This is a genomic window from Bradyrhizobium sp. 27S5 (assembly GCF_037217225.1).
In the GTDB taxonomy this organism is placed as follows: domain Bacteria; phylum Pseudomonadota; class Alphaproteobacteria; order Rhizobiales; family Xanthobacteraceae; genus Bradyrhizobium; species Bradyrhizobium septentrionale.
In genome coordinates this window covers 6,839,315-6,862,840 of sequence record NZ_CP147714.1, presented here as the reverse complement: position 1 = coordinate 6,862,840, position 23,526 = coordinate 6,839,315, and the positions used below count along the sequence as shown (strand labels likewise).

Sequence of the window (23,526 nt, the reverse complement as noted above, 5' to 3'; positions counted from 1 at the left end):
CGCTGGTGAAGTCATGAGTATTGCGTTGACAAGTGCTGCGGTCCCGACATCGACCCGTACCGACAAGGTGCGGGTGATGGTGGTCGACGATTCCGTGGTGATCCGCGGGATGATCTCGCGCTGGATCGGTGCCGAGCCCGACATGGAGGTGGTGGCATCGCTGCGCACCGGCCTCGATGCGGTCAACCAGCTCGAGCGCATCAACCCCGACGTTGCGGTGCTCGATATCGAGATGCCCGAGCTCGACGGCATCTCGGCGCTGCCGCAGCTCCTGGCGAAGAAGCGCGACCTCGTCATCATCATGGCCTCGACGCTGACCCGCCGCAATGCGGAGATCAGCCTGAAGGCGCTGTCGCTCGGCGCGTCCGACTACATTCCGAAGCCGGAAAGCACGCGCGAGGCGACCGCCGCGGAGACCTTCCGTCACGATCTGATCCAGAAGATCCGTCATCTCGGCGCCAAGGCGCGACGCGGCACCGGGCACACGACGGCGAGCCCGCCGCTTGCGCCCGGACATGACAGACTGCGCACGGCGGCTCCGGGAACGCCCGCTGCAGCCGTCGCGGCGGCGCCGATTGTGCGCCGCGCGTTCGGCCTGCTGCCGCCGAAGGTGCTGCTGATCGGCTCCTCCACCGGCGGCCCGCAGGCGCTGATGACGCTGGTCGGCGAGATCGGACCGGTGATCGATCGCTTCCCGGTACTGATCACCCAGCACATGCCGCCGACCTTCACCACCATTCTCGCCGAGCATCTGGCGCGCGCCAGCAAGCGTCCGGCTCATGAGGCAATCGACGGCGAGAGCATCAAGCCGGGCCAGATCTATCTGGCGCCGGGCGGACGCCACATGCGCATCGCCCGCCACGGCATCGATGCCACCATCGCGCTCGACGACGGACCGCCGGTCAATTTCTGCAAGCCCGCGGTGGACCCGATGTTCACCTCCGCGATCGATGTCTGGCAGGGCAGCATCATGTCGGTGATCCTGACCGGCATGGGCTCCGACGGCATGCGCGGCGGCAAGGACATCGTCGCCGCCGGCGGCAGCGTGATCGCCCAGGACGAAGCGACCAGCGTGGTGTGGGGCATGCCCGGTGCCGCGGTCCATGCCGGAATCTGCGCCGCCGTGCTGCCGCTCAATCAGATCGCACCGAAACTTGTTCGCGTGTTTTCGGGAGACCGTGCGTGACGCCGCTGGACTACGAGTATCTGCGTAAGCTGCTGAAGGAACGTTCCGGCCTCGATCTGTCGCCCGACAAGCAATATCTCGTCGAGAGCCGCCTGCTGCCGCTGGCGCGCCGGTCGAACCTCGCCGGCATTCCCGAGCTGGTGCAACGGATGAAGGGCGGCGCCGAGCCGCTGACATCGGAAGTGGTCGAGGCGATGACCACCAACGAGACCTTCTTCTTTCGCGACAAGATCCCGTTCGACCATCTGAAGGACGCGGTGCTGCCCGCGCTGGCGCAGGCGCGCGCCTCCCGCCGCAGCCTGCGGATCTGGTGCGCGGCCTCGTCGACCGGGCAGGAGCCCTATTCGATCGCGATGCTGCTGAAGGAAATGACCGCGCTGTTCGCCGGCTGGCGCATCGAGATCGTCGCCACCGACCTGTCGCAGGCGGTGCTGGAAAAGTCCAAGGCCGGCCTGTTCAGCCAGTTCGAGGTGCAGCGCGGCCTGCCGATCCAGCTGCTGGTGAAGTATTTCGTGCAGAAGGGCGAGCTGTGGCAGCTCAACGCCGATATCCGCGGCATGGTGCAGCACCGCCAGCTCAATCTGCTGCAGGACTTGTCGCATCTCGGCACCTTCGACGTGATCTTCTGCCGTAACGTGCTGATCTATTTCGATCAGCAGACCAAGGCCGGCATCTTCGGCAAGATCGCGCGGATGCTCGAGCCCGACGGCGTGCTGGCGCTCGGCGCCGCGGAATCCGTGGTCGGTATCACCACTTTGTTCAGGCCCTATCCCGACCGGCGCGGGCTGTATCAGCCGAGCGTTGCTCCGGTCGCGCGTGCCGGCGCCGCGGTTCATGTGCTGAAGGCGGTGGCTTCGGCTTCGCGTTGAGCTAGATCTCTCCGGATCAGTAAGACGACTCCGCCTGTTCCGTCACCCTGAGGAGCCGCGAAGCGGCGTCTCGAAGGGTCGACGGCCACCAGCCGGGCCGTGCATCCTTCGAGGCTCGCAAGGGCTCGCACCTCAGGATGACGGGAATCGAGATGTGCGCGTCTCTGCCAGCTACAAAATCGCGTGCGGCAGAAACCGGGAGGTATTGCCGGTGATCGGGTTCTCGTCCTCGCGGATCGAGAGCCCGCATGGCGTGTGGTCGACCAGCCAGCTGCCGAGCACCGGATACTGCCCGGAGAAATTCGGCAGCGGCGCCAGCGCCTGGCGGATGAAGCCTTCGGCGCCGTAGGGGCCTTCCTCCGCGACCAGCGTAAGGCCGGCGCTGACCAGTTCGACGTTGGCGCCCTCGCGCGAATAGATCGGCTTGCGCACGTAGGAGGTGCCGAGGCTTGCGGCCTGAGGGTCGTCCTCGAAATAGGCCGGCAGCAGATTGGGGTGGTTCGGGAACATCTCCCACAGCAGCGGCAGGATGCCCTTGTTGGACAGGATCGCCTTCCAGGGCGGCTCGATCCACTGCGTCGGCGCGGCCGCGAGATTCTTGCCGAACGCGTCGTGAAACATCCACTCCCACGGGTAGAGCTTGAACGCCAGCCTGATCGGGCATTCGTCGAGGTCGACGAACTGGCCGTCGTTGCGCAGCCCGATCTGCTCGATGTCGAGCAGCGTGGTCTTCAGCCCGGCTTGCGCTGCGGTGTCCTCGAGATAGGCGAGCGTGCCGGCGTCCTCGGCATTTCCGGTCAGGCCGGTGAGGTGCAGCGGGTGGGTCGCGCCGATCCTCTTCCAGGCCTCGATCAGCGCCTCGTGGATCGAGTTGAACTGGTCGGCGCGCTTCGGGATGATGTTGCGCGTGATCGCCTGTTCGAGCCAGGTCCATTGAAACACCGCCGCCTCGAAGATCGATGTCGGCGTGTCGGCGTTGTATTCGAGCAGCTTTGCCGGGCCGCTGCCGCTGAATTTGAGGTCGAGCCGGCCGTACAGGCTCGGGTTCTTGCGCCGCCAGCTCACAGCGATCAGATCCCAGTACGCCTCCGGGATCTTCAGCCGGCGCAGATAGCGCTCGTCCTTGACCGCACGGCCGGCGAGCTCGAGGCACATCGCCTCGATCTCGCCGGTCGGCGCTTCGATGTCGCGCTCGATCTCGTCCAGCGTGAAGGCGTAATAGGCACGCTCGTCCCAGTACCGTTCCCCGTCAATGCTGTGGAAGGTGAAGCCGGCGTTCTCGGCGGTCGTTTGCCAATCGTCGCGCTCGGGGCATGCGATGCGTTGCATGAGGGTGGCCCGTGATCTTCAGACGACGCGTGTCAGCCTGGTGTCAGATTTGCTTGAGCATGATCTCCGCGCAAACGCTTCGCGTTTGTCGCGCGGAAAACCGGTGTCCACTTTTTCGGATCATGCTCTAGCTTCCGCCATGCGAGGGATCGCCGTCGCCGAAGCGGGCGATGCTGCGCGGCGCGCCGCCGAAGCCGCCGGAGGGCGACAATTGCTCGGGCTTTCTCTTCTTCCTGTGCCCTGTACGGTGCTGGTGACTGCGGGCCTGACCTGGCGTCAGGCCGATCGACGCCGCGCCGATCGCAATACTTCCCATCAATTTCAGCCATACGCGGCGCGAGCGTTTCATCGACGCAATCCCTGTCATCTGCGGAGCCGCGCCGAGTGTCCACCAGCCGGGATGGCCGGGCAAGCGAAAGCGCGATGACGCGCCGATGACACCACAAAATGCTCATCCGCCGCCGCCGAAGCCGAACGCATGTGCGAACGAGCCGAAGCCGCCGCGGCTGACCGAGGAGGTCGACGATGAACTCGACGAGGATGACGAGCCGCCCGACGAGGAGCTGCTGCTGTAGAAGCTGCTGCGCGAGGAGCCGCCGCTGCTGCCGCCCGAGCCGGACGACGAGCTGCGCGCCGTGCAATCGACGCCGGGTTGCGGGGGCACTGGCGCAGTGGTGCCCGGTGCGGTGACGCCCGGTGGCGGCGGCTGCACGGGCTGGCAATTCGGCCGCGGCATCAGCGCGTAGGCGCTGCCGCCGACCGCGAGCGTGCCCATCACCAGCAGCGCGACATGGTTGGAGCGCTTGGAAGGCGGATCCGGCCGCGGCGGCACCGCCGGCACGACCGGCCGCCGTTTGCCGAAATCCGGGTTCGGTTTGCGCGCCATGGTTAGCTCATTGGCTCAGTAGATCATGCAGGCCGCGTTCAGCGCGCCTGCGGCCAGCGAGGACAGTCCGAGCCAGATCGCCGGCGCGAGGTCGCCTGCGGCGATCCGCGCCGACAGGTTCGGCACCGGGATCTTCACGATGTAATAGACGATGATCTGCACGATCAGCGCGATGATGCTCCAGATCAGGCAGTCGACCACATTGGCGGAGTGGGCGATGGCGCTGACCACCGGCAGCACGAAGCCGAGCAGGCTCAAGCCGAGCGCAATCGCCGCCGCCGGATCATTGTCGCGGATCAGCTGGAATTCGTCGTGCGGCGTGACGCGCGTGTAGACGAAGAGGTAGGCGACCACGGCGATCAGCGCCGTGCAGAAATAGAGCAGGAACGCCGGCAGGCCGGCGAGGGATTGCAGGATCATGTGATGCGCCCGAACTGCCGCTTCTCGGTCGTCGTATAGCCCATTGGTCGCAGTTCGCGAAGCTTCGGTTCGAAATCCCGTTTGCGATGCAGTGAGGGACATCAGGGGCCCACATGCCGAGCCCGCCTGTGAGCCGCTTCACACGGAAATCAGCAATCGTCCTCTATACAGAATGCAACCTTTGGTGATTGGCGCGCGGTCACCCTCGGTGATGGCGCCGGCCACATGCGTGCCGATCCGCAATCGGCAGACCGTGTCTGAACCCTGCGATACTCGAGGAGGCTGACGATGAGACGATTGGTCAACGCCGTACTCGGTTGCGGCTTGTGTCTGCTTCCCGTTGGTCCGGCCGTGTCGCAAACGACGCCGAACCCGGCGATGAATGTGCCGGATCAACTGGCCTGGCAGTTCTTCATTCAGGTCAATACGAGCGCCGGCGGCAGCAATGCTCTGTTCGAGACTTGGGCCAGCGACTCCGATACGTTCAAGGCCAATCCGCAATTCCCGACGGCGCCAGCGCCGCTCGCGCTGCGCCAGCCCGCGGTGCCGAGGCTGGGCCGCCTGGCACTGCAGCAGTCGGGCAAGCTGTTGCCGGCGATCCCGCCCGGCGCGGGCTTCCTCGAGGAAACCCGCCGCAACAAGGAGTCGTTCGACTTCATCGTCCAGAACAACCTGTACAAGGTGTCCGGTCTTCGCACGGCGTTTGGCAAGGCGCTGTCATTCCCGGTTGCCGCGATGGAGGTGAAGGCGAACTGGATGCTGGTGACGGATATTCCGGAATTCAGCGGTGGCAGGGTCTCGCTCGCCGACGTGCCCAAGCTCTATCACGTCAACACCGGCTCCGACGGCCAGCAATACGCCTTCGTCTCCATGCACATCATCTCCAAGGCGGTCCCGAACTGGACGTGGGCGACCTTCGAGCACAAGTTCAATCCCGGACGCTGCGACATCATCGGCTGCCACGACGCATTCGGCGCGCAGACCAACCCGGTAAACCCGAATCCGCAGCCGAACCAGGCCTATCCTGATTGCGTGAAGACGCCGGCGCTGGCGGCGATGATCGCATCCGCCAACTGGGATCCGGCATTCGCCAATTATTGTCTCAAGGGATCGCAGACCGATTTCACCGATGCGACCGGCCTCGACATCCGTGTCGGCAATTCGGTCACCGAGCGGGGTTTTGTCGATCAATCCTCGTGCATGACTTGCCACGGCCGCGCGGCCTGGGACAACACGGGTGCTGCGACCACCGGCGCCGGATTCGACAACAACGGCGCGCCGCTCGGCCCGATCCAGCCCAACTGGTTCTGGCGTTTCTCCACGCAGCCGCCGATCTTCCAGGGCATGCCCGGCCTGACGCAGATCGCGACCTCCGCAGACTTCGTCTGGTCGATCCCGTTCTGCGCGATCGACGACACCCAGACTCCGCCGCAGCCGAGCGGCTGCACCGGGAAATAGGCTGTTGGATGCGCCGGTGACCGGGCAAAAGATCCAGCTTGCAGGCAGCTATCGCGCCGAGCCGCCGGGTGCGACCTATGTCGGCGAGGTCGATCCGGACGAACGCATCGTCGTCACGATCTACCTGAAGCGGCGCACGCCCGACGCGTTCCAGCCGGGCAGCGCCGGCGATCTTGCCCGGCTGGCGAAGCCGATCACGCGGCACGCGCTGGCAGCGCAGCGCCGCCGCACCCACGGCCGCGCCGCTGCACGCATCAGGAAGCTGGCGGCGCGGTATCGCGTCACGGTGCTTGAAATCGATCTGTCGCAGCGAACCGTCACGCTGGAGGCTACGGCACGCCTGTTGAGCGAAGTGCTCGGCGCCACGCTTCGCGTCTATGACGACGGCCATTGCCGCTTCCGCGCCCGCGTCGGCGCCTTGGTCGTACCGAAGGACATCGCGCCGTGGACCCGCGCGATCCTCGGCTTTGACCAGCGGCCGGTGTCGAGGCCGCCGGAGCGGCTGCGCGCACTCGCGGGGGCCGGAGCCGGTGCAGGCTTGTGGCCGACGGATGTCGCCGCGCGCTACGGCATTCCGCTCGATCGCGATGTTTCGAAAGTCTGTGTCGGCATCATCGCACTGGGCGGCGGTTATCTCGCCACCGACCTGGCGCAGGCGCTGACGGCGATGGGGCGCGACCCGCCTGAAGTTGTCGACAAAGCGGTCACAAGCATGGCCGGGGCTGCTGCGGCGCCGGGGATCGGCAATCAATTTGGCGGCGGCACGATGTCCGACGAGGAGATCGCGCTCGATCTCCAGATCCTGGCCGGCCTGCTGCCGAAGGCGCGGATCGTGGTCTATTTCGCCGGCAACACCATTCAGAGCCTGGTCGGCGCAATCAATCAGGCGATCTTCGACGACGTCAACCGGCCGCAGGTCTTGTCCGTCAGCTGGGGTAGCGCCGAGATGTTCTGGAGCTCGTCCGCTCGCGACGCGATGCAGGCGGTGTTGGCCGACGCCCAGCGCTTGAAGATCACGGTGCTGTTCGCGGCCGGTGACGAGCTTGCGACCGGCGGATTGGACGATGGCAAGGCGCATGTCTGGTTTCCCGCGTCGAGTCCCTATGTGCTCAGTTGTGGCGGCACGCAGCCTGCGGCCGGCGACGCCGATGCGACGCTCAATGGGGAAATCGTCTGGAATGACGGCGTCAGCGGCACCGGCGGCGGGATCAGCGACGTTTTTCCGGTGCCGGCCTATCAATCCGCCCTCGCGCTGCCGGCGTCCGTCAATGACGGAGCCGCGCGGCGCGGTGTCCCCGACGTCGCCGCGGCAGCGGCCGCGACGCCGGGCTACCGCATCGTCCTCAACGGTGCGGTATTGATCAAGGACGGTACCAGCGCAGTCGCGCCGCTATGGGCCGGACTGATCGCGATCGCCAATGCGGGGCGTGACGCGCCGCTCGGCTTCGTTAATTTCACGCTCTATGCCAACCAGGCGCTGTTCAGCTCGATCGAGCAGGGCAACAACCGCGTCCGCGGCAAGGGTTACGATGCAGGTCGCGGTTGGAACGCCTGCACGGGTCTGGGTGTCCCGAAGGGCGCAGATCTCGTCGCGGCGCTTGCGGCAACGCCGGTCGTGTAGCATGCCAAACAAAAACCCCGCCATTTGCGGCGGGGTTGAGGTCGGGAGGAGCGAACCCTGGGTTCGCTGCAGCGTCCGGAAGGTCAGGCGGGAATGCGCTCGTCGGCCTCGTGCGGCTCGCGCAGCACGTAGCCGCGGCCCCACACGGTCTCGATGAAGTTGCGGCCCTCGGAGGCGTTGGCGAGCTTCTTGCGCAGCTTGCAGATGAAGACGTCGATGATCTTCAGCTCCGGCTCGTCCATGCCGCCGTAGAGGTGGTTGAGGAACATTTCCTTGGTGAGCGTGGTGCCCTTGCGGAGCGAGAGCAGCTCCAGCATCTGGTATTCCTTGCCGGTCAGATGCACGCGCTGGCCGCCGACCTCGACCGTCTTGGTGTCGAGATTGACCACGAGATCGCCGGTCTGGATGACCGACTGGGCGTGACCCTTGGAGCGGCGCACGATCGCGTGGATGCGGGCGACCAGCTCGTCCTTGTGGAAGGGCTTGGTCATGTAGTCGTCGGCGCCGACGCCGAGACCCTTGACCTTGTCCTCGATGCCGGCGAGGCCGGAGAGGATCAGAATGGGAGTCTTGATCTTCGAGACCCGGAGCTGCTTCAGCACGTCATAACCGGACATGTCGGGCAGGTTGAGGTCGAGCAGGATGATGTCGTAGTCGTAAAGCTTGCCGAGATCGACGCCTTCTTCACCGAGATCCGTCGTGTAGACGTTGAAACTCTCGGATTTGAGCATCAATTCGATCGACTGCGCGACGGCGCTATCATCTTCAATCAGCAAAACGCGCATGCCAGTCCCCTATAGTCGCCGCTCCGGGCGTCAGGTCGGCCGCACTTGCGGCACTCAAAACGCCTTTGAACAACTGATTCGGATCCTGACGAGATATGGTTAACAAAAACTGATTCCTTCACGCAAGCTCTAACCGTGCAATTTTTGTCGAATCGCCCTAAGATATTGCGTAGAAGTAGGTTTTCCTAACCGCGCTCGTTCAGATTCCAGATTAAGAGGCGGGCCTAACCGACTCTCGCGACTCGCCCTTCTTCTGATGGGCAAGCGACCTCAGTCACCAAAGACAGTGACGCAATGATTAATGATGCGGGTAAACACGAAGTTAAGCGGCTGGAGCAAAATCGCGGAAACTTAAGGTTTTCGCAATGAAGGCGCTCGCGGAGCAGATCGGCGACATCGACGGCGTCAATATTTATGGCCGTGTGGTCGGCGTTCGCGGGCTCATGGTCGAGATCGCGGGGCCCATTCACGCGATGTCGGTCGGCGCCCGCATCGTGATCGATGTCGGCGTAGGCCGCTTCATCCCGGCCGAGGTGATTGGCTTCTCCGGCGAGAACGCGGTGGTGATGCCGTTCGGCGGGCTCGAGGGTGTCAGGCGCGGTTGCCGCGCCGTCATCGCCAATGCGGCGAGCCAGGTGCGGCCGTCGCCGGCCTGGCTTGGCCGCGTCGTTAACGCGATGGGCGAACCGATCGACGGCAAGGGGCCGCTGCCGCAGGGCGCGTCACCGATGTCCTACCGCAACTCGCCGCCCCCTGCGCATTCGCGCAAGCGGGTCGGTCCGCCGCTCGACCTCGGCGTGCGCGGTCTCAATACCTTCCTGACCTGCTGTCGCGGCCAGCGCCTCGGCATCTTCGCCGGCTCCGGCGTCGGCAAGTCGGTGCTGCTGTCGATGCTGGCGCGCAATGTCGATGCCGCGATCTCGGTGATCGGGCTGATCGGCGAACGCGGTCGCGAGGTGCAGGAATTCCTCCAGGAAGACCTCGGCGAGGAGGGGCTGGCGCGCTCGGTCGTGGTGGTCGCGACCTCGGACGAGCCGGCGCTGATGCGGCGCCAGGCGGCCTATCTGACGCTCGCCATCGCGGAGTATTTCCGCGACGAGGAGCAGGATGTGCTGTGCCTGATGGACTCGGTGACGCGCTTTGCGATGGCGCAACGCGAAATCGGCCTCTCGGCGGGCGAGCCGCCGACCGCCAAGGGCTACACGCCGACCGTGTTCACCGAGCTGCCCAAGCTGTTGGAGCGGGCCGGGCCGGGCACCGGCGACGGCACCATCACCGCGATCTTCACCGTGCTGGTCGACGGCGACGACCACAATGAGCCGATCGCGGACGCGGTGCGCGGCATCCTCGACGGTCATATCGTGATGCAGCGGGCGATCGCCGAGCGCGGACGCTATCCCGCGGTCAACATCCTCAAGTCGGTCTCGCGCACGATGCCGAAGTCGGCCGATCCGAACTTCCTGCCCTACATCAACAAGGCGCGGCAGGTGATGGCGACCTATGCCGACATGGAGGAATTGATCCGGCTCGGGGCCTACCGGCCGGGTTCCAGCCCCGAGGTCGACGAGGCGATCCGGCTGCATGAGCCGCTCGAGGCCTACCTGCGCCAGGCCAAGGAGGAGGCGACCAGCCTTGGCGACGGGTACCGGCAACTCGCTCAAATCCTGTCGGGTTTGGAAACGGAACGCTAACTTTGTCAGGCCATCATCTCCGGCACACCATAGCTATGCCGGCGGGGCCCAGGGGGGAGCCGGTTCTGTCCCGCGTTCAGAATTGGGACTTCTGGGGAGTATGAGTCGATGAAGTCACGTGAAACGCTGATCCGCCTGAAGAAGTTTCAGGTCGATGAAAAGCGCCGTCGGGTTACCCAGATCGAAGGCATGATCGCCGACTTCCAGCGCATGTCCGTCGAACTCGAGCGCGAGATCCAGACCGAACAGGAGCGCGCCGGGATCAACGACCCCACGCACTTCGCCTATCCGACCTATGCCAAGGCCGCGATCCAGCGCCGCGAGAACCTGACCCGCTCGGCCGACGAACTGCGCGCCCAGCTCGACGACGCCAAGGCGCTGCTGTCGGAGGCGTTCGAGGAGCTGAAGAAGGTCGAACTGCTCGACGAGCGCGACCAGGCGCGCGAACGCGCGGAGGAGAGTGCCCGCGAACAGGCCGACATGGATTCGATCGGCCTGATGCGGGCGCGTCTCGGCGTCATCGCCTGATATCTCGCTCCCTCCGCTGACCAGATTGAGAGCCCGGGCCGATCGCCCGGGCTTTTTGTTGGGCGCTGTCCACAAGCGGGCCACTTGGCGCCTACTTGGCGGATCGTGGTGTCCCAAAATATGCTACCACCGGTCCGGACCGGACGATCGGCGGCACGGTGGCAATGGGGGATGCAGGCTTGATGCAGGCTTGGGGGGCGCAAGATGCTGACGCCGGCTGAGCTGGTCTGGCTGATCGCCGCCGTTGCCAGGGGGGACGAGGCCGCCTTTGAGCGGCTGTACGCCGCGACCCGCGCGAAACTCTTCGGCGTCGTGCTCCGTATCTTGCGGCGACAGGACCTCGCCGAGGAGGTCATTCAGGAGGCTTACGTCAAGATCTGGAACAGCGCCGGGCAGTTCAACCCAGCCCTGTCGTCGCCGATCACGTGGATGACGTCGATCGCGCGCAACCGCGCCATCGACGTCGTGCGCAAGCGAGGCGAGTCCTCGCTGGAAGATGAGCCGGCCGCGATGGAAGTCGCCGCCGACTCACCCGATCCGCTGGCGCGACGGGAAATGACGGAAGAGTTGAAGCGGTTGTTGGAGTGCGTCGGTCGTCTGGAGCCGGATCGTCAGAAGCTCGTGCTGCTCGCCTATTACAACGGCTGGAGCCGCGAACAGCTCGCCGCAAAGTTCGAGACGCCGGTGAACACGGTGAAGACCTGGCTGCGCCGAAGCCTGATGGATATCCGGGAGTGTCTTGGACTCTGATTGATGGCCACTAGCGAAGACCATATCGCGCTCGCCGCGGAATATGCGCTCGGTACGCTCGACGCCGAGGAGCGCGCGCAGGTCGAGAGCATGATGGCCGTCGACGCCGAGTTCGCAGCCCTCGTGCAGGCCTGGGAGTTCAGGCTCGGGCCGCTCAACCAGATGGTTGGCTCGGTCGAGCCGCGCCCGGTGGTCTGGGACAACATCAAGGCGGCGATCGGTCATGTGAGCGCGCCGCAGGCGCCGCTGGTGCTGCCCGAGACGCCGGCCGCGACGGTGACACCGCCGCCGCCGAAGCCGATCATGGACGATTCCGAGTTCGGCTCAGCGTTCGATCCGGACGAGCCGCAGCAGCCGCCGGCGATACGGCAGCCAACCGAGATCCGGCGGCCACGGGTCACCTTCGGTGACAGCAACGTGGTCGCGCTGACAAGCCGCGTGAAGCGCTGGCGCGGCATCGCGTCGGCTGCGACCGCGATCGCTGCCGCGCTGCTGGTGACGCTCAGCCTGCAGATCTTCCGGCCCGACGCCTTGCCGAACGCGATCCGGCCGAAGCCGCGCATCCAGACCGTGGAAGTGAAGACCCCGGCGCCGGCATTCGCGCCGTCCGCGCAATATGTAGCGCTGTTGCAGGGGCAGAATGGCGGGCCCGCATTCATCCTCACAATCGACGGCGCGACCAAGAACTTTACGGTCCGCAAGGTCGGCGCCCCGTCGGAGCCCGGCAAGAGTTTTGAGCTCTGGCTGATCTCCGACAAGCTGCCGCAGCCGCGCTCGCTCGGCGTGATCGGCGCTGATGATTTCACCGCACGCCCGGTGTTGTCGGGCTATGACCCCGACGTGATCAACGGCGCCACCTACGCGGTGACCGTCGAGCAGGCCGGCGGGTCGCCAAATGGCCAGCCGACCTCGGCACCGATCTTCACCGGCAAGCTGATCGAGACCGTGCCAGGCGCGCCGGGTTCGACGCCGCGGTAAACTTCAGGCCTCTCGGAAGATGCTGTTGCAGCTCGTCATTGCGAGGAGCGAAGCGACGGAGCAATCCATCTATCCGCTAGGGTTGGCGGGAATGGATAGCTTCGCTTCGCTCGCAATGACGTTGATAGAACGTCGCGTCAGCTATCCGCACAAAAAGAAAACGCCCGTGGGGAGCGGGCGTTTTCGGTAGTCAACTTGGGGGTAGTTGGGGGTCTTAAATATCCACGCAGCGACTTTGGGGGGCTGTAAAGAACACTACGTGAATTCGTGAAACTCTCCTGTTAGCGAGCAAACTGGTCAGCGGACCATCGAGTTGCTCGAGCTTGTGATCGCGACTGGCTTGCCGGCCTTCATGACCCGCGCCGTCTGCGTATAACCGTCGTCCGACGAATTGTGCGCCGCGATGCCGAAACCGGCGACCAGGATACCGGCGAACAACGCCACGACCACAATCTTCAGGTGCGTCATACGATCGGCGCTGTAGATCGAGTGGTTCATGGAAGTCTCCTGCCGCCTTCCTGCTCTGTAAATCTGTCGGTCTGGTCTTATGCCCGGTTCAACGTCTCGTGCCCCGCTAACGTAGGATTTGCCGATTCCGTTCCCTAGAGGTCATCACAAGCTGGTGATGAGACGTGATCCGCCGCGATCGAAACTCGCCTCCACCACCCCAAAATCACATTAACTGCACGTAATATCAGTAGCTTGATCGAATGCCGGGTGACAATCACCAAGATAGGGCCGTTTCGGGTGGTTCCACACAAATCAGTTGCCTGTGGCGAGAAAACACAGGCGAAAACGCGAATGATTTGCTCGCGCTAGACGCTGCCGACCGTCTTCAGCCGGGCGCGCGGATGGATCTCGGCCTGCGACAGAACGGTGGTCTGCGAGCGGAACCGTTCCACCAGAGAGCGAACGAACGGCCGGATCGCGGCCGATGTCACCAGCACCGGCGCCTCGCCTTCGCGCGCGGCCTGCTCGAAGGCATTGCGCACGGCGGTCATGAATTCCGAGAGCTTGGAGGGCTGCATCGCCAGGCTGCGGTCGTCGCCCTGACCGACGATCGACTCGGCAAACGCCTGCTCCCAGCGCGCCGACAGCGCGATCAGCGGCAGATAGCCGTTCGGCGAGGTGTTCTGGGCGCAAATCTGCCGCGCCAGCCGAGCCCGGACATGCTCGACCATGGCGGCCGGATTGCGCGAGAACGCCAGCGCGTCGGCGATGCCTTCGAGGATGGTCGAGAGATCGCGGATCGAGATGCGCTCGGCGAGCAGCAGCTGCAGCACGCGCTGGATGCCCGACACCGTGACTTGGCTCGGCACGATGTCCTTGATCAGCTCGCTCTGCTCCTTCGGCAGGTCCTTCAGCAGCTTCTGCACCTCGCCGTAGGACAGCAGGTCCGCCATGTTGGTCTTGAGCAGCTCGGTGAGATGCGTCGACAGCACGGTGGCGGCGTCGACCACGGTGTAGCCCTTCAGCGCGGCCTCTTCCTTCAGGCCGGCATCGACCCAGGTCGCCGGCAGGCCGAAGGTCGGCTCGATGGTGTGGATGCCGGGCAGCTGTACCTGGTTGCCGGCGGGGTCCATGACCATGAACTGGCTCGGCCAGATCTTGCCGGTGCCGGCGTCGACTTCCTTGATCTTGATGACGTAGCTGTTGGCCTCGAGCTGGACGTTGTCGAGGATGCGCACCGCCGGCATTACAAAGCCCATCTCGATGGCCAGCGAGCGGCGCAGCGCCTTGATCTGCTCGGTGAGGCGGTCGGTGCCGTCAGGACCGTTGACCAGTGGCAGCAGCGCGTAGCCGAGCTCGATCTTGAGGTCGTCGATCTTCAGCGCGGCGGCGATCGGCTCCTCCGCGGCGGCTGCTGCCGCGGCCGCAGCCGCAGCGGGGGCGGCGGCTTCGGCGGCCTCGGCGGCCTTCGCCGCCCGCTTGTGCTTGCGCGCGTTCCAGGCCAGCGCGGCGGCGCCGGAGCCCAGCGCCAGGAACGGCAGCGTCGGAATGCCCGGCAGCAGCGCCAGCATCAGCATGACGCCGGCCGACATGCCGAGCGCCTGCGGATAGCCGGAGAGCTGGCGCATCAGCGCCTTGTCGGCGGCGCCGGTGATGCCGGCCTTGGAGACGAGCAGGCCCGCGGCGGTCGAGACGATCAGCGCCGGCACCTGGGTGACGAGGCCGTCGCCGACCGTCAGCACGGTGTAGGTGCGGGCGGCTTCGCTGAAGGAGAGTCCCTGCTGGGCGACGCCGATGATGATGCCGCCGACGATGTTGATGCCGACGATCAAAAGGCCGGCGATGGCATCGCCGCGGACGAATTTCGAGGCACCGTCCATGGCACCGAAGAAGCCGCTCTCGTCTTCCAGCGCCTTGCGGCGTTCCTTGGCGGCCTTCTCGTCGATCAGGCCGGCGGACAGGTCGGCGTCGATCGCCATCTGCTTGCCGGGCATCGAGTCCAGTTGGAAGCGTGCCGCGACTTCGGCGATGCGGCCTGAACCCTTGGTGATGACCACGAAGTTCACGATCACCAGGATCGCGAACACGATGATGCCGATCACGAAGTTGCCGCCCATCACGAAGTTGCCGAAGGCCTCGATGACGTGGCCGGCGGCCGCCGTGCCCTCATGACCGTGGCTCAGGATCAGCCGGGTCGAGGCCATGTTCAGCGACAGCCGCATCATGGTCGAGATCAAGAGGATGGTCGGAAACGACGAGAATTCCAGCGGCGCCTGGATGAACAGCGAGGTCATCAGGATCAGGATCGAGATCGTAATCGAGACCGCCAGGAACAGGTCGAGCACGATCGAGGGCAGCGGCAGGATCAGCACCACCAGGATGGTGAGAACGCCGAGCGCCAGCGCGAGGTCGCCGCGCTTTAAGATGTCGCCGATCTCGCCGAGGCTCGGCAATCCGCTCTTGCCCGCCGTGCCCTGACCCGCCGTGACGTCGACCATGGTAGCCGCTCTCCCCCGCGACTGGCGGCTGCGGCCGCCAAGCGTCTGCGCGACGGCCGCAGGGCCGCCGTTCCGAAAGTGAGGCACCGCGCTGGCGTCCACGGGGATCTCCACCCGTTATACGCGTTCGACGACACTCGACTTCACTCGGCAATTCTTGCCGGGTGTATGGTTAGCAAAGGGTTAATAAGTGCCGCTGATGGGACCGCGCGGGTCGTCGCAGGCCTCGGGCAGGAGGGATTTGGGCCGCGGAGGGCAGGTCGGACCGCCCGCCCGCTCCGGAGGCGGGTTCACGGCAGCCGATCCCAGAGCACGACGCCCGATGCGGCGATGATGCTGGGCGCGATGACGCTGCGCTCGTCAGAGCGTCGGCGCCCTGTCACCTAATTGGCCGAATGCATCCATCTGCGCCAATGCGTCGGCTGGATATCGAGATGCCTGCTGCGGGCATGATCGACCCATTCGGCGCCGTCCCGGTGGCACGGAAACATGAGCGCGTGGACCATGCCGTCGTAGTCGAGGACACAGACCTCGAGCTCCCGGTCAGATGGCGCAATGGCAACGGGCAACCACTCTGCAGACGACGAATGCATGATGACCCTCCGACAGTATGCGCTTCGATCCTTTACCTTGCGAACTGCGTGACATCCCGGCGAAATGATAGTTCGGGTTGCGCGCCGCCAGTGTGAACCGGTTCGCATTATAGCAGCTTTCTTCGTCAGCATGGATCACCGTTCGACCAGCGATATTCCCGAACCGGCGGAGCCGGAGAATTGAACTTGCCGGACCCGGCGCCGACCAAATGCAACGTAAAGGTCATTGTGGATGCCGAATGCCAAACCAGATGCGCCGCACCATTGCGATGATTGACAGGCGCGGGTTCGTCAAGCGGGGACTTGTCGCGGCCATATCCCTTTGCGTTGCGACCGCGGCGTTCGCGAAACCGCCCGGTGCCGAGGCCGTGATGATCCGCATGATCGCCTGCGAAGGCGAGGGGGTCCGGATGGAGGTCTATCTACCGCTATCGGTCGATCGCCATATGCGGGGCGGACAATCGGTGATCGGCTACTACACGCTGGACCTGACGGATGTGAACAAGGGCAAGCCGCTTGAGCCGGTGCGCGTCACCCTGAGCGCCGACGAGAAGACCGTGACCGTCGATCAATACCTCCGTGGCCTGCCGCCGACCCGGATTCCCGTCGCCGGCGGCACCGTCGACTTCGACCAGCGGTTCGCCAGGCAAGCGAAGTGCGGCGCATTCCAGTCGCAGGATCCCAATTTCGGGAACTGATCCGTCTCACATGCCGGCGCGGGTGCGCGTCCCGTTGCTGGCGCATGCCTAATCTCTCGGCAATGTGGCTTGACCGGGAGGCAAATGCCGACGAAGTTCCGCCTGCCGTGGCAATTTCTTCTGAATTTTCCCCTGAAGTCGCAACGTTCATTCCCGACTCGCGCCGGGCGTGGCTGCGCCTTGCCGTGGCCGTGGCGATCGGCTCGCTCGGCAGCGTCGGCATGTGGTCCGTGGTGGTGGCGCTGCCGGTGGTGCAGACCGACTTCGGCGCCACCCGCGGAACGGCCTCGCTCGCCTTCACCATGGTGATGCTCGGTTTCGGCATCGGCCAAGTCGTGACCGGCAAGATCAGCGACCGCTACGGCATCGTCGCGGCGATCGGCGCCGGGATCGGCATCCTCGGCCTCGGTTATATCGGCGCGGGCTACGCGCCGTCGATCTGGGCCTTCATCCTGCTGCATTTCGCCATCGGCCTGTCGTCGGCCGCGACCTTCGGCCCGCTGATGGCGGAGGCGTCGCACTGGTTCGAGCGTTACCGGGGACTGGCGGTCGCGATCGCCGCGAGCGGCAATTATGTCGGCGGCACGGTGTGGCCGCCGCTGGTCAATTTCGGCATGCAGAGCGTCGGCTGGCGCACCACCCATATTGCGATCGGCATCTTCACCGCGATCGCGATGACGCTCGCGCTGATGGTGCTGCGGCTGTTGATGGGCGCGGCTGTCAGGCGCGGCCATGTCAACGCGGCGCCGCCGCGGGTCGATCTGCGGCTCTCCACCAACGCGCTGACCGCGATCCTGGCGCTGGCGTCGATCTCCTGTTGCGTCGCGATGTCGATGCCGCAGGTCCACATCGTCGCCTATTGCGGCGATCTCGGCTATGGCGTGGCGCGCGGCGCCGAGATGCTGTCGCTGATGCTCGGCTTCGGCATCATCAGCCGGATCGGCTCCGGATTCCTCGCCGACCGGATCGGCGGCATCCGCACCTTGCTGATCGGCTCGATCGCGCAGGGCTCGGCGCTGCTGTTCTATCTGTTCTTCGACAGCCTGACCTCGCTCTATGTCATCTCCGCGATGTTCGGCCTGTTCCAGGGCGGCATCGTGCCGAGCTATGCCATCATCGTGCGCGAGGCGATGCCGGCGTCGGAGGCTGCGACCCGGATCGGCATCGTGATCTTCGCGTCGGTGTTCGGCATGTCCTTTGGCGGCTGGATCTCGGGCGTGATCTTCGACGCCACCGGCTCCTATGCCGCGGCCTTCGCCAATGGCCTCGCCTGGAACCTGCTCAATGTCAGCATCATCCTGCTGCTCCTGATGCGGGCGCGGCAGCGGCTGGCGATAGCGTGATCCGGACCGGAGGCCGCGTTAGCGCAAAGTGCGAAGCGGTTTTCCGGAAAGATCACGCTTAAATGAGGGCCTGATCAGGCGCTGCTGCGGAAGCTCACCTCTCTCTCGAGATGGGCGTCTCGGTGACTCGTTAGAGATCGGCCGAGACCTTCAAGATCGCTTTTTCCAGCCGGTTCTTGATGGAATTCATCTTGCCGGTCAGCTGCTGCAGTTCCCGCAGATCGAGGTCGGCATAGACGAACTCGCTCAACGCTTTACGCTGCGAGGACAGCTTTGCCATCTGCTTGTTGGCATGGTCGGTCAGCGACAGGTTCACGACCCGCGCATCCTCGGTCGAACTCTTGCGGCGCAGGAGATTCTTCTTTTCGAGTAATTTCGACTGCGTCACCACAAACGACTGATCGACGCGCAACGCCCGCGAAACTGCACCGACGGGCAGGCCGATGTGGCGGTCTTCGGCATTCGCCAGCACCGTCATGATCATCCATTGAGGACCGGTGATTCCGATCATCTTGGCCCAGATGCTGCGCAACTCCTCCAGGCGGATACTGGTCGACACGATCTCCCAGGCCAACCCCTCAGCCGCGTCCTGCAGTTTGTCGGTCGATCTGCGCTCGCTCATGGCGTTCCTTAACAAAAATTCATCTTCGCTCATATCTGGTTTTTTTTGAAGCGGTGGTCTGGTGAAAATGTTCACCCAGGCGTTGCCTGAATGACACATGACGGCCGAAACATAGAATGATTAACTAATATAAGTTGAACATGCGACCGCCGGATGCATAGTTTCCCGCCGTAGATGGGGGGCATCCGCCATCTCACGCCTGCAGTGGCCGAGTTGACCACGAGCATCTTGAAAATGGCTGCGCCGCAGCGGTTTTCGAGAGGGGTACTTTTTGTCGCTTTGCCAGCAGCGCAAGGCATCACTTGGAGGATAGCATGAAGATGGTAAAGGGCCTTCTGTTGGGCTCGGTGGCGGCGCTCATCGCGAGCAGCGGCGCGCAGGCGGCCGACCTTCCGGTCAAAGCCAAGGCGGTTGAGTATGTGAAGGTTTGCTCGCTGTATGGTCCCGGGTTCTACTTCATCCCGGGCACCGATACCTGCATCAAGCTGGGCGGCTACCTGCGTGCTGACGTTCTGGCCAACACCAACTCGGACGCGTCCGGCAACACGTCGGGCGCCGGTGGCGCACAGAACCGCTTCACGAACGGCTACACCTGGCGTTCGCGTGAAGATCTGAACGTCGATACCCGCACCGCGACCGAGTACGGTGTGGTTCGCACCTATGTCGACCTGACCTTCAGCTGGACGTCGGACACTTACGGTGGGCAGGGTAACGGCGCGACCGTTTACTCGCCGATCGGAACGGCGGCGGCTCCGAACAACGCAACCTCGGGCGGCGTCGCTGCCGGCACGCTAGGCGTCTACTACGCCTTCATCCAGTTCGCCGGCTTCACGATGGGTAAGGCGGTCTCGCAGTTCTCGGCGCCGTGGACCAACTACCCGGGCAACAACTTCGACGGTCTCGTCGGCGGCGGCGGTACGGTCACCGGCGTGAACCAGTTCACCTACACCGCGCAGTTCGGCAACGGCGTGTCGCTGTCGCTGTCGGCCCAGGATCAGTCGGCCTACTACCAGGCTGGCGTGCAGAATCTCGGCGTGCTCGGTACCGGCGCTCTCGGTGCCTATGGTGCGAGCGACTATGCCGGCACGATCGCGCCGGACCTCGTCGCGGCTCTCCGCGTCGACCAGGCCTGGGGTCTGTTCCAGGCATCGTTCGCGGCCCATGACAACCACGCAGCCTACTATGGCGGCACCGAGTTGACCGGTCATCCGGACGACAAGTGGGGCTGGGCCGGTCAGTTGGCCTTGTCGATCAAGAACATCCCGACCGGGCCGGGCGACACGATCAACATCCAGGGCGTCTACACCGACGGTGCGACCCGCTACAACATCCAGGATCTGTCGATCGCTGGTGCTGTCACCTACTTCGGTGGGACCAACCTGCCCGGCGCCTATCAGAGCATCGGGTTTGGCATGGCTCCGGACAGCGTGTTCGTCAACGGCGGCCAGCAGCAGTTGATCCAGACCTGGGGTATGCGCGGTGCATTCATCCACAACTGGAATCCCAACTGGAACACCAGCGTCTACGGTGCCTACGCCGGCATTCACTACAACGATACGGCCAAGAGCGCGATTTGCGGACCGGGCGGCAACGGCGTCGGTGGTTCGTTCGGCGCTGTGTTCGGGACCGCGGGTCTGACCTCGTGCAACCCGGACTACAACATCGCGCAGATCGGCACGCAGACCCAGTGGACCCCGGTCAAGAACCTGACCTTCTCGGCAGACTTGACCTACACCCATCTGGATCAGAAGTACGCCGGCACGATCACCTATCCCGGCAGCGCCGCGATCGGCAAGCCGGCCACGGTGTACGAGCTGAAGGATCAGGACACCGTTACCCTGCTGCTCCGCGCCCAGCGCAACTGGTAATCTCCAGCTGACGTGATCTGACCTTTAAAAAAGGACCCCGACGGGCAACCGTCGGGGTTCTGTTTTTGCAATGAGGCGTTGTCGAAACGAGCTCACTGTATGATTTACTAACATTATTCAATCATATACAAACCCTCAGCGGCTTTTGCCGCCGATGTTGATGGAGAGATAACCAACCTCTTCATGAACGAACCTCCCGAACCTCCGGCAATGCCCTGCCGGAGGTTTTCGTTTGTGCGCGGTCCGATCGCGCTGTCGGCGAGTTCCAGCACGCGCGGCCGACACGGCGGTGCAAAGCCCTTTCGGTGCGCGCAGGCGCGGCGCACGTGTTCGTGAAGCCCGGGATCGAAGGCGGCCTCGAAATCGTGATCTGCCGCACGGCCAAGGCGGCAGGATCATCTGGACGGGAAGTCTTATGCCAGTTATATGACTTTATCATATAATTGCGGGAGCGTGCTCGGCATGCCGAAGGCAAACGCACAATCAAGCCGTCACCGTAAACCTTCGACTGCCGATTTGCCGGCGGCGGTTCGCTCGACTGCCCGAACCCATCGTGTCGCGAAAGCAACGGAACTGCAGCTGCAGCGCCTCACGGGCTGTCTGCACTCCCTGGCATCGCGCCACCACGATCTGACCCAAGGCTATGCAGCGCATGTCGGCATCGCCGGCATTCAGTACACGATCCTGACCACGATCCGTTATCTCGAGACCAAAGGCGACGTCTTCCCGGTGACCGTCGCCGAGTATCTCGGCTTGGCCAGCGCGGGTGTTACGAAAGCGATCCAGCACCTGACCGAGCTTGGACTGGTCGAGAAGGCCGGGGATTTGGATGATCGCCGCCGGACCAGGCTGACCGTCACACATGGCGGCAGCATCCTTCTCGACTCGCTCGCGCCCATGCAGTCGAATGTCAACGACGTCTGGCTGGACTGCATGAATGATGAAGAATTCTCCATCTTTCTCGATCTCGTCGAGCGCTTCATCAGGTCAAGCGATCGAGCGCTGGCGATGCAAGACTATCTGGCCAGGGACAGCGACATCGTCTCGTTCTAGCGGCATGACTTGCCAGGTTGCCTTACCAGGTCACGGTCGAGTGACCGGCAACATCCCGCTGCTCGCAATTCTGTGAGCGGACTTGCGCCGGCGGCAAGCTCGCCACATGACTCGGTGCGCTTTTACCGAGCAATTGCTCGGTAACGATTGCGGCGGCAACAATCAGCAATCAGCTATCAGGCATAAGCGCAATGCATTCCTGCGCCGCCATATCAACATTTGCCGCCGACGAATTACTTCAATTATATGAAACGCGCTCGTGTATTTTCTTGGGAGAGCGGGGTGATTGGCGTTTGCGATTTCGGCGCCAGCTTTCCGCGGCTACTGAACCGGCGGCTCGTGGATGCGAATTGGCGCATGCGAGAACGCACATCTGCAGCGGAGCAGGCCGGTCGTAGGAGGGAGTAGGTTGCCACACCATTCATCCACATTGGTTACGTCAGCGCTACGGACGCGTCGAAGCGATATTGTCGGTCTGACGGCAATGTGCCCGGCACAGAGTGCCGAGATTGTGGTCACGATGCACAACATCGAGACGCGAGCTTGCTGATCCTATGTGCCGGGCGCTTTTGCTTCGCTGGTCACGTCTCGTGTATCGTTCGCGCCGCCGCTGCCTACCACAAACGCAAACTGTCGCGACCAACCGCACGCGTAGATCTCAGCTGTAGAGGCGAAATCGTTGGCTTGCCGGTAAGCAGGATCAGGGACCCTTCCGAGAAGCGAACGAGTTGATGGAATATGCATGAGCACCGGGGGGCGCGCGGCGCCTCGTCAAGCGGCGTCGAGTTTGACGACAAGGGCTGGCCTTCCTGGCCGGGCCGAGAGGATTTGTCGGCGGAGTTCATCAAACTACTGGCTGCCGCGCAGGAGGGAGGTTCGACTGTTTCCGAATGCTGGTTGACATTGAGCAGGATCGACCTTGCTTCGGAAAATTCCTGGTCCGAAGAATGGATCAGGACCGCGGAACTGAACGAGGCGAGAGCCGATCTTTCGTCATTGAACGGCAATTTGATCACCGCCCGTCACAACTGGCTGCGGGCCACGACCTACTTTCACGCCGCCGCAAGGCTTCCCGGGTGCTCCAGCAATCTTTTGAAATGCGCCGTCGACGGCATGCGGCGATGTGCAACGAATTTCCTGGAGAACAGGATTCCAGCCGGTCAGGTGCTCTCGATTCCTTGGACTGAAGATCTTTTTCTTCAGGCCTATTATTTGCCGTCGGCTTTCCGCGACAATGGGCCCGTGATCGTATGCATCGGCGAGCCGGGCTCCTACAAGGAAGAGTTGATCACCAAATACGCCAGCCACGCGAACGAGCGCGGACTGTCGCTGCTGACCGTGGATCTCTTGGGTACTCAAATGGCTCTGTCGCCGGAGCGGCTCGAAGGCCAGAAGTTCGAGACTGCGATGAGCCGTATCCTGGACTATCTCGCGGAGAAGCCGGGTGTCGACAGCAGCCGGATCGCGATCGTGGCCGATGCATGGAATTCCTCTTTGGTCGCGCGAGCCGCCGCAAGCGACGCCCGATTTGCCGCGGCGGTGTGCGACGCCGGCATTTGGGACTCGCACGAGAGAAGCTTCTTTTACCAGCATGCCGCCGGCCGGGAGCAGCCTGGATGGCTTGAAGACGCCAGCTCGATGTCACGGCGGATCGATTGTCCGCTGCTTGTCACCGCGGGTGAAGGCGGCTGGCTTCTCCCCGGCGCCCTGACCGAATTCGGCAATCAATTGGACAGCATTCATCATGACGCCCGGCTGATCCTGTTTCGCTGTGCTGAAACGGCTGCCATGCAGGGACATATCGATAACCCCACATTGGCCAATGAAGTCATATTCGACTGGCTGGAGGACAGGCTCCGGCTGAGAAAGGACTTGTCCTGAGGTTTTCCAGCCTCGGGAG

The 23,526-nt window shown here is 63.9% G+C and carries 22 protein-coding genes; 13 read left to right on the top strand and 9 right to left on the bottom strand.

Annotated elements, in window-relative coordinates; genetic code table 11:
- The first annotated feature begins 13 nt into the window (after positions 1-13).
- Positions 14-1,186 carry a chemotaxis response regulator protein-glutamate methylesterase gene (locus WDM24_RS32395; protein WP_338828658.1) on the top strand — a complete coding sequence of 391 codons (1,173 nt, stop codon included), beginning with the start codon at positions 14-16 and terminating at the stop codon, positions 1,184-1,186.
- Positions 1,183-2,055 carry a protein-glutamate O-methyltransferase CheR gene (locus WDM24_RS32390; protein WP_338828657.1) on the top strand — a complete coding sequence of 291 codons (873 nt, stop codon included), beginning with the start codon at positions 1,183-1,185 and terminating at the stop codon, positions 2,053-2,055. Before WDM24_RS32395 ends, WDM24_RS32390 begins: the two co-directional genes overlap by 4 nt.
- A gap of 171 nt (positions 2,056-2,226) precedes the next feature.
- Here WDM24_RS32390 and WDM24_RS32385 read toward each other — a convergent pair whose 3' ends face one another.
- The 4 genes from WDM24_RS32385 to WDM24_RS32370 all read right to left on the bottom strand — a co-directional run bounded on the left by WDM24_RS32385 (position 2,227) and on the right by WDM24_RS32370 (position 4,690).
- The gene (locus tag WDM24_RS32385; protein ID WP_338828656.1) at positions 2,227-3,384 is read right to left on the bottom strand and encodes a glutathionylspermidine synthase family protein; all 1,158 of its coding nucleotides are present in this window, start codon (positions 3,382-3,384) and stop codon (positions 2,227-2,229) included.
- Positions 3,385-3,511: 127 nt separating this feature from the next.
- A complete protein-coding gene (locus tag WDM24_RS32380) occupies positions 3,512-3,733 on the bottom strand; it encodes a hypothetical protein (protein WP_338828655.1) in 222 nt (73 codons plus the stop codon).
- Between the two features lie 102 nt (positions 3,734-3,835).
- Entirely contained in the window at positions 3,836-4,270 is a 435-nt protein-coding gene (locus WDM24_RS32375) for a hypothetical protein (protein WP_338828654.1), read from the bottom strand.
- Positions 4,271-4,285: 15 nt separating this feature from the next.
- A complete protein-coding gene (locus WDM24_RS32370) occupies positions 4,286-4,690 on the bottom strand; it encodes a DUF350 domain-containing protein (protein WP_338828653.1) in 405 nt (134 codons plus the stop codon).
- A 288-nt stretch (positions 4,691-4,978) separates the two neighbouring features.
- On the opposite strand from WDM24_RS32370, the gene WDM24_RS32365 reads away from it, so the two are divergent.
- Positions 4,979-6,148 carry a hypothetical protein gene (locus WDM24_RS32365; RefSeq protein WP_338828652.1) on the top strand — a complete coding sequence of 390 codons (1,170 nt, stop codon included), beginning with the start codon at positions 4,979-4,981 and terminating at the stop codon, positions 6,146-6,148.
- 16 nt (positions 6,149-6,164) lie between these two features.
- Entirely contained in the window at positions 6,165-7,769 is a 1,605-nt protein-coding gene (locus tag WDM24_RS32360) for a S53 family peptidase (protein WP_338828651.1), read from the top strand.
- An 83-nt stretch (positions 7,770-7,852) separates the two neighbouring features.
- On the opposite strand, the gene ctrA is transcribed toward WDM24_RS32360, so the two are convergent.
- Positions 7,853-8,554: a response regulator transcription factor CtrA gene (gene ctrA, locus WDM24_RS32355; RefSeq protein ID WP_016848562.1), complete on the bottom strand. Its 702-nt coding sequence runs from the start codon at positions 8,552-8,554 to the stop codon at positions 7,853-7,855.
- 365 nt (positions 8,555-8,919) lie between these two features.
- Here ctrA and fliI point away from each other — a divergent pair, with 365 nt between their 5' ends.
- From fliI to WDM24_RS32335, 4 genes are all read left to right on the top strand, one after another.
- On the top strand, positions 8,920-10,245 hold the full coding sequence (gene fliI, locus WDM24_RS32350) for a flagellar protein export ATPase FliI (RefSeq protein ID WP_338828650.1): 1,326 nt from the start codon (positions 8,920-8,922) through the stop codon (positions 10,243-10,245).
- Positions 10,246-10,353: 108 nt separating this feature from the next.
- A complete protein-coding gene (gene fliJ / locus WDM24_RS32345; protein WP_016848565.1) occupies positions 10,354-10,773 on the top strand; it encodes a flagellar export protein FliJ in 420 nt (139 codons plus the stop codon).
- A 204-nt stretch (positions 10,774-10,977) separates the two neighbouring features.
- Positions 10,978-11,523, top strand: coding sequence for a sigma-70 family RNA polymerase sigma factor (locus WDM24_RS32340; protein WP_029083680.1), 546 nt, complete (start codon positions 10,978-10,980; stop codon positions 11,521-11,523).
- Positions 11,524-11,526: 3 nt separating this feature from the next.
- Positions 11,527-12,501 (top strand): anti-sigma factor, encoded by a 975-nt coding sequence (locus tag WDM24_RS32335; protein ID WP_338691490.1) that lies wholly within the window; start codon positions 11,527-11,529, stop codon positions 12,499-12,501.
- A 297-nt stretch (positions 12,502-12,798) separates the two neighbouring features.
- On the opposite strand, the gene WDM24_RS32330 is transcribed toward WDM24_RS32335, so the two are convergent.
- From WDM24_RS32330 to WDM24_RS32320, 3 genes are all read right to left on the bottom strand, one after another.
- A complete protein-coding gene (locus tag WDM24_RS32330; protein WP_166298416.1) occupies positions 12,799-12,999 on the bottom strand; it encodes a hypothetical protein in 201 nt (66 codons plus the stop codon).
- Positions 13,000-13,316: 317 nt separating this feature from the next.
- Positions 13,317-15,449 carry a flagellar biosynthesis protein FlhA gene (gene flhA / locus WDM24_RS32325; RefSeq protein WP_338828649.1) on the bottom strand — a complete coding sequence of 711 codons (2,133 nt, stop codon included), beginning with the start codon at positions 15,447-15,449 and terminating at the stop codon, positions 13,317-13,319.
- Positions 15,450-15,832: 383 nt separating this feature from the next.
- On the bottom strand, positions 15,833-16,042 hold the full coding sequence (locus WDM24_RS32320; protein ID WP_338828648.1) for a hypothetical protein: 210 nt from the start codon (positions 16,040-16,042) through the stop codon (positions 15,833-15,835).
- Between the two features lie 239 nt (positions 16,043-16,281).
- Between WDM24_RS32320 and WDM24_RS32315 the strand changes: the two genes are divergently transcribed.
- The gene (locus WDM24_RS32315; protein WP_338691488.1) at positions 16,282-16,740 is read left to right on the top strand and encodes a hypothetical protein; all 459 of its coding nucleotides are present in this window, start codon (positions 16,282-16,284) and stop codon (positions 16,738-16,740) included.
- 62 nt (positions 16,741-16,802) lie between these two features.
- Positions 16,803-18,083, top strand: a complete 1,281-nt coding sequence (locus tag WDM24_RS32310; RefSeq protein WP_414645780.1) for an MFS transporter — start codon at positions 16,803-16,805, stop codon at positions 18,081-18,083.
- 130 nt (positions 18,084-18,213) lie between these two features.
- Here WDM24_RS32310 and WDM24_RS32305 read toward each other — a convergent pair whose 3' ends face one another.
- On the bottom strand, positions 18,214-18,780 hold the full coding sequence (locus WDM24_RS32305) for a MarR family winged helix-turn-helix transcriptional regulator (protein ID WP_338828646.1): 567 nt from the start codon (positions 18,778-18,780) through the stop codon (positions 18,214-18,216).
- A gap of 239 nt (positions 18,781-19,019) precedes the next feature.
- On the opposite strand from WDM24_RS32305, the gene WDM24_RS32300 reads away from it, so the two are divergent.
- The 3 genes from WDM24_RS32300 to WDM24_RS32290 all read left to right on the top strand — a co-directional run bounded on the left by WDM24_RS32300 (position 19,020) and on the right by WDM24_RS32290 (position 23,507).
- On the top strand, positions 19,020-20,573 hold the full coding sequence (locus WDM24_RS32300; RefSeq protein ID WP_338691485.1) for a porin: 1,554 nt from the start codon (positions 19,020-19,022) through the stop codon (positions 20,571-20,573).
- 462 nt (positions 20,574-21,035) lie between these two features.
- Positions 21,036-21,626, top strand: coding sequence for a MarR family winged helix-turn-helix transcriptional regulator (locus tag WDM24_RS32295; protein WP_338691484.1), 591 nt, complete (start codon positions 21,036-21,038; stop codon positions 21,624-21,626).
- A gap of 738 nt (positions 21,627-22,364) precedes the next feature.
- Positions 22,365-23,507: a dienelactone hydrolase gene (locus WDM24_RS32290; RefSeq protein WP_338828645.1), complete on the top strand. Its 1,143-nt coding sequence runs from the start codon at positions 22,365-22,367 to the stop codon at positions 23,505-23,507.
- Positions 23,508-23,526 lie beyond the last annotated feature (19 nt).

Excerpts from the sequence above, each read along its gene's own strand:
- WDM24_RS32395 (WP_338828658.1), top strand. The coding sequence starts at position 14 with ATGAGTATTGCGTTGACAAGTGCTGCGGTCCCGACATCGACCCGTACC.
- WDM24_RS32385 (WP_338828656.1), bottom strand. The coding sequence starts at position 3,384 with ATGCAACGCATCGCATGCCCCGAGCGCGACGATTGGCAAACGACCGCC.
- WDM24_RS32380 (WP_338828655.1), bottom strand. The coding sequence starts at position 3,733 with ATGAAACGCTCGCGCCGCGTATGGCTGAAATTGATGGGAAGTATTGCG.
- WDM24_RS32375 (WP_338828654.1), bottom strand. The coding sequence starts at position 4,270 with ATGGCGCGCAAACCGAACCCGGATTTCGGCAAACGGCGGCCGGTCGTG.
- WDM24_RS32370 (WP_338828653.1), bottom strand. The coding sequence starts at position 4,690 with ATGATCCTGCAATCCCTCGCCGGCCTGCCGGCGTTCCTGCTCTATTTC.
- WDM24_RS32365 (WP_338828652.1), top strand. The coding sequence starts at position 4,979 with ATGAGACGATTGGTCAACGCCGTACTCGGTTGCGGCTTGTGTCTGCTT.
- ctrA (WP_016848562.1), bottom strand. The coding sequence starts at position 8,554 with ATGCGCGTTTTGCTGATTGAAGATGATAGCGCCGTCGCGCAGTCGATC.
- fliI (WP_338828650.1), top strand. The coding sequence starts at position 8,920 with ATGAAGGCGCTCGCGGAGCAGATCGGCGACATCGACGGCGTCAATATT.
- fliJ (WP_016848565.1), top strand. The coding sequence starts at position 10,354 with ATGAAGTCACGTGAAACGCTGATCCGCCTGAAGAAGTTTCAGGTCGAT.
- WDM24_RS32340 (WP_029083680.1), top strand. The coding sequence starts at position 10,978 with ATGCTGACGCCGGCTGAGCTGGTCTGGCTGATCGCCGCCGTTGCCAGG.
- WDM24_RS32335 (WP_338691490.1), top strand. The coding sequence starts at position 11,527 with ATGGCCACTAGCGAAGACCATATCGCGCTCGCCGCGGAATATGCGCTC.
- WDM24_RS32330 (WP_166298416.1), bottom strand. The coding sequence starts at position 12,999 with ATGAACCACTCGATCTACAGCGCCGATCGTATGACGCACCTGAAGATT.
- flhA (WP_338828649.1), bottom strand. The coding sequence starts at position 15,449 with ATGGTCGACGTCACGGCGGGTCAGGGCACGGCGGGCAAGAGCGGATTG.
- WDM24_RS32320 (WP_338828648.1), bottom strand. The coding sequence starts at position 16,042 with ATGCATTCGTCGTCTGCAGAGTGGTTGCCCGTTGCCATTGCGCCATCT.
- WDM24_RS32315 (WP_338691488.1), top strand. The coding sequence starts at position 16,282 with ATGCCAAACCAGATGCGCCGCACCATTGCGATGATTGACAGGCGCGGG.
- WDM24_RS32310 (WP_414645780.1), top strand. The coding sequence starts at position 16,803 with ATGTGGCTTGACCGGGAGGCAAATGCCGACGAAGTTCCGCCTGCCGTG.
- WDM24_RS32300 (WP_338691485.1), top strand. The coding sequence starts at position 19,020 with ATGAAGATGGTAAAGGGCCTTCTGTTGGGCTCGGTGGCGGCGCTCATC.
- WDM24_RS32295 (WP_338691484.1), top strand. The coding sequence starts at position 21,036 with ATGCCGAAGGCAAACGCACAATCAAGCCGTCACCGTAAACCTTCGACT.
- WDM24_RS32290 (WP_338828645.1), top strand. The coding sequence starts at position 22,365 with ATGCATGAGCACCGGGGGGCGCGCGGCGCCTCGTCAAGCGGCGTCGAG.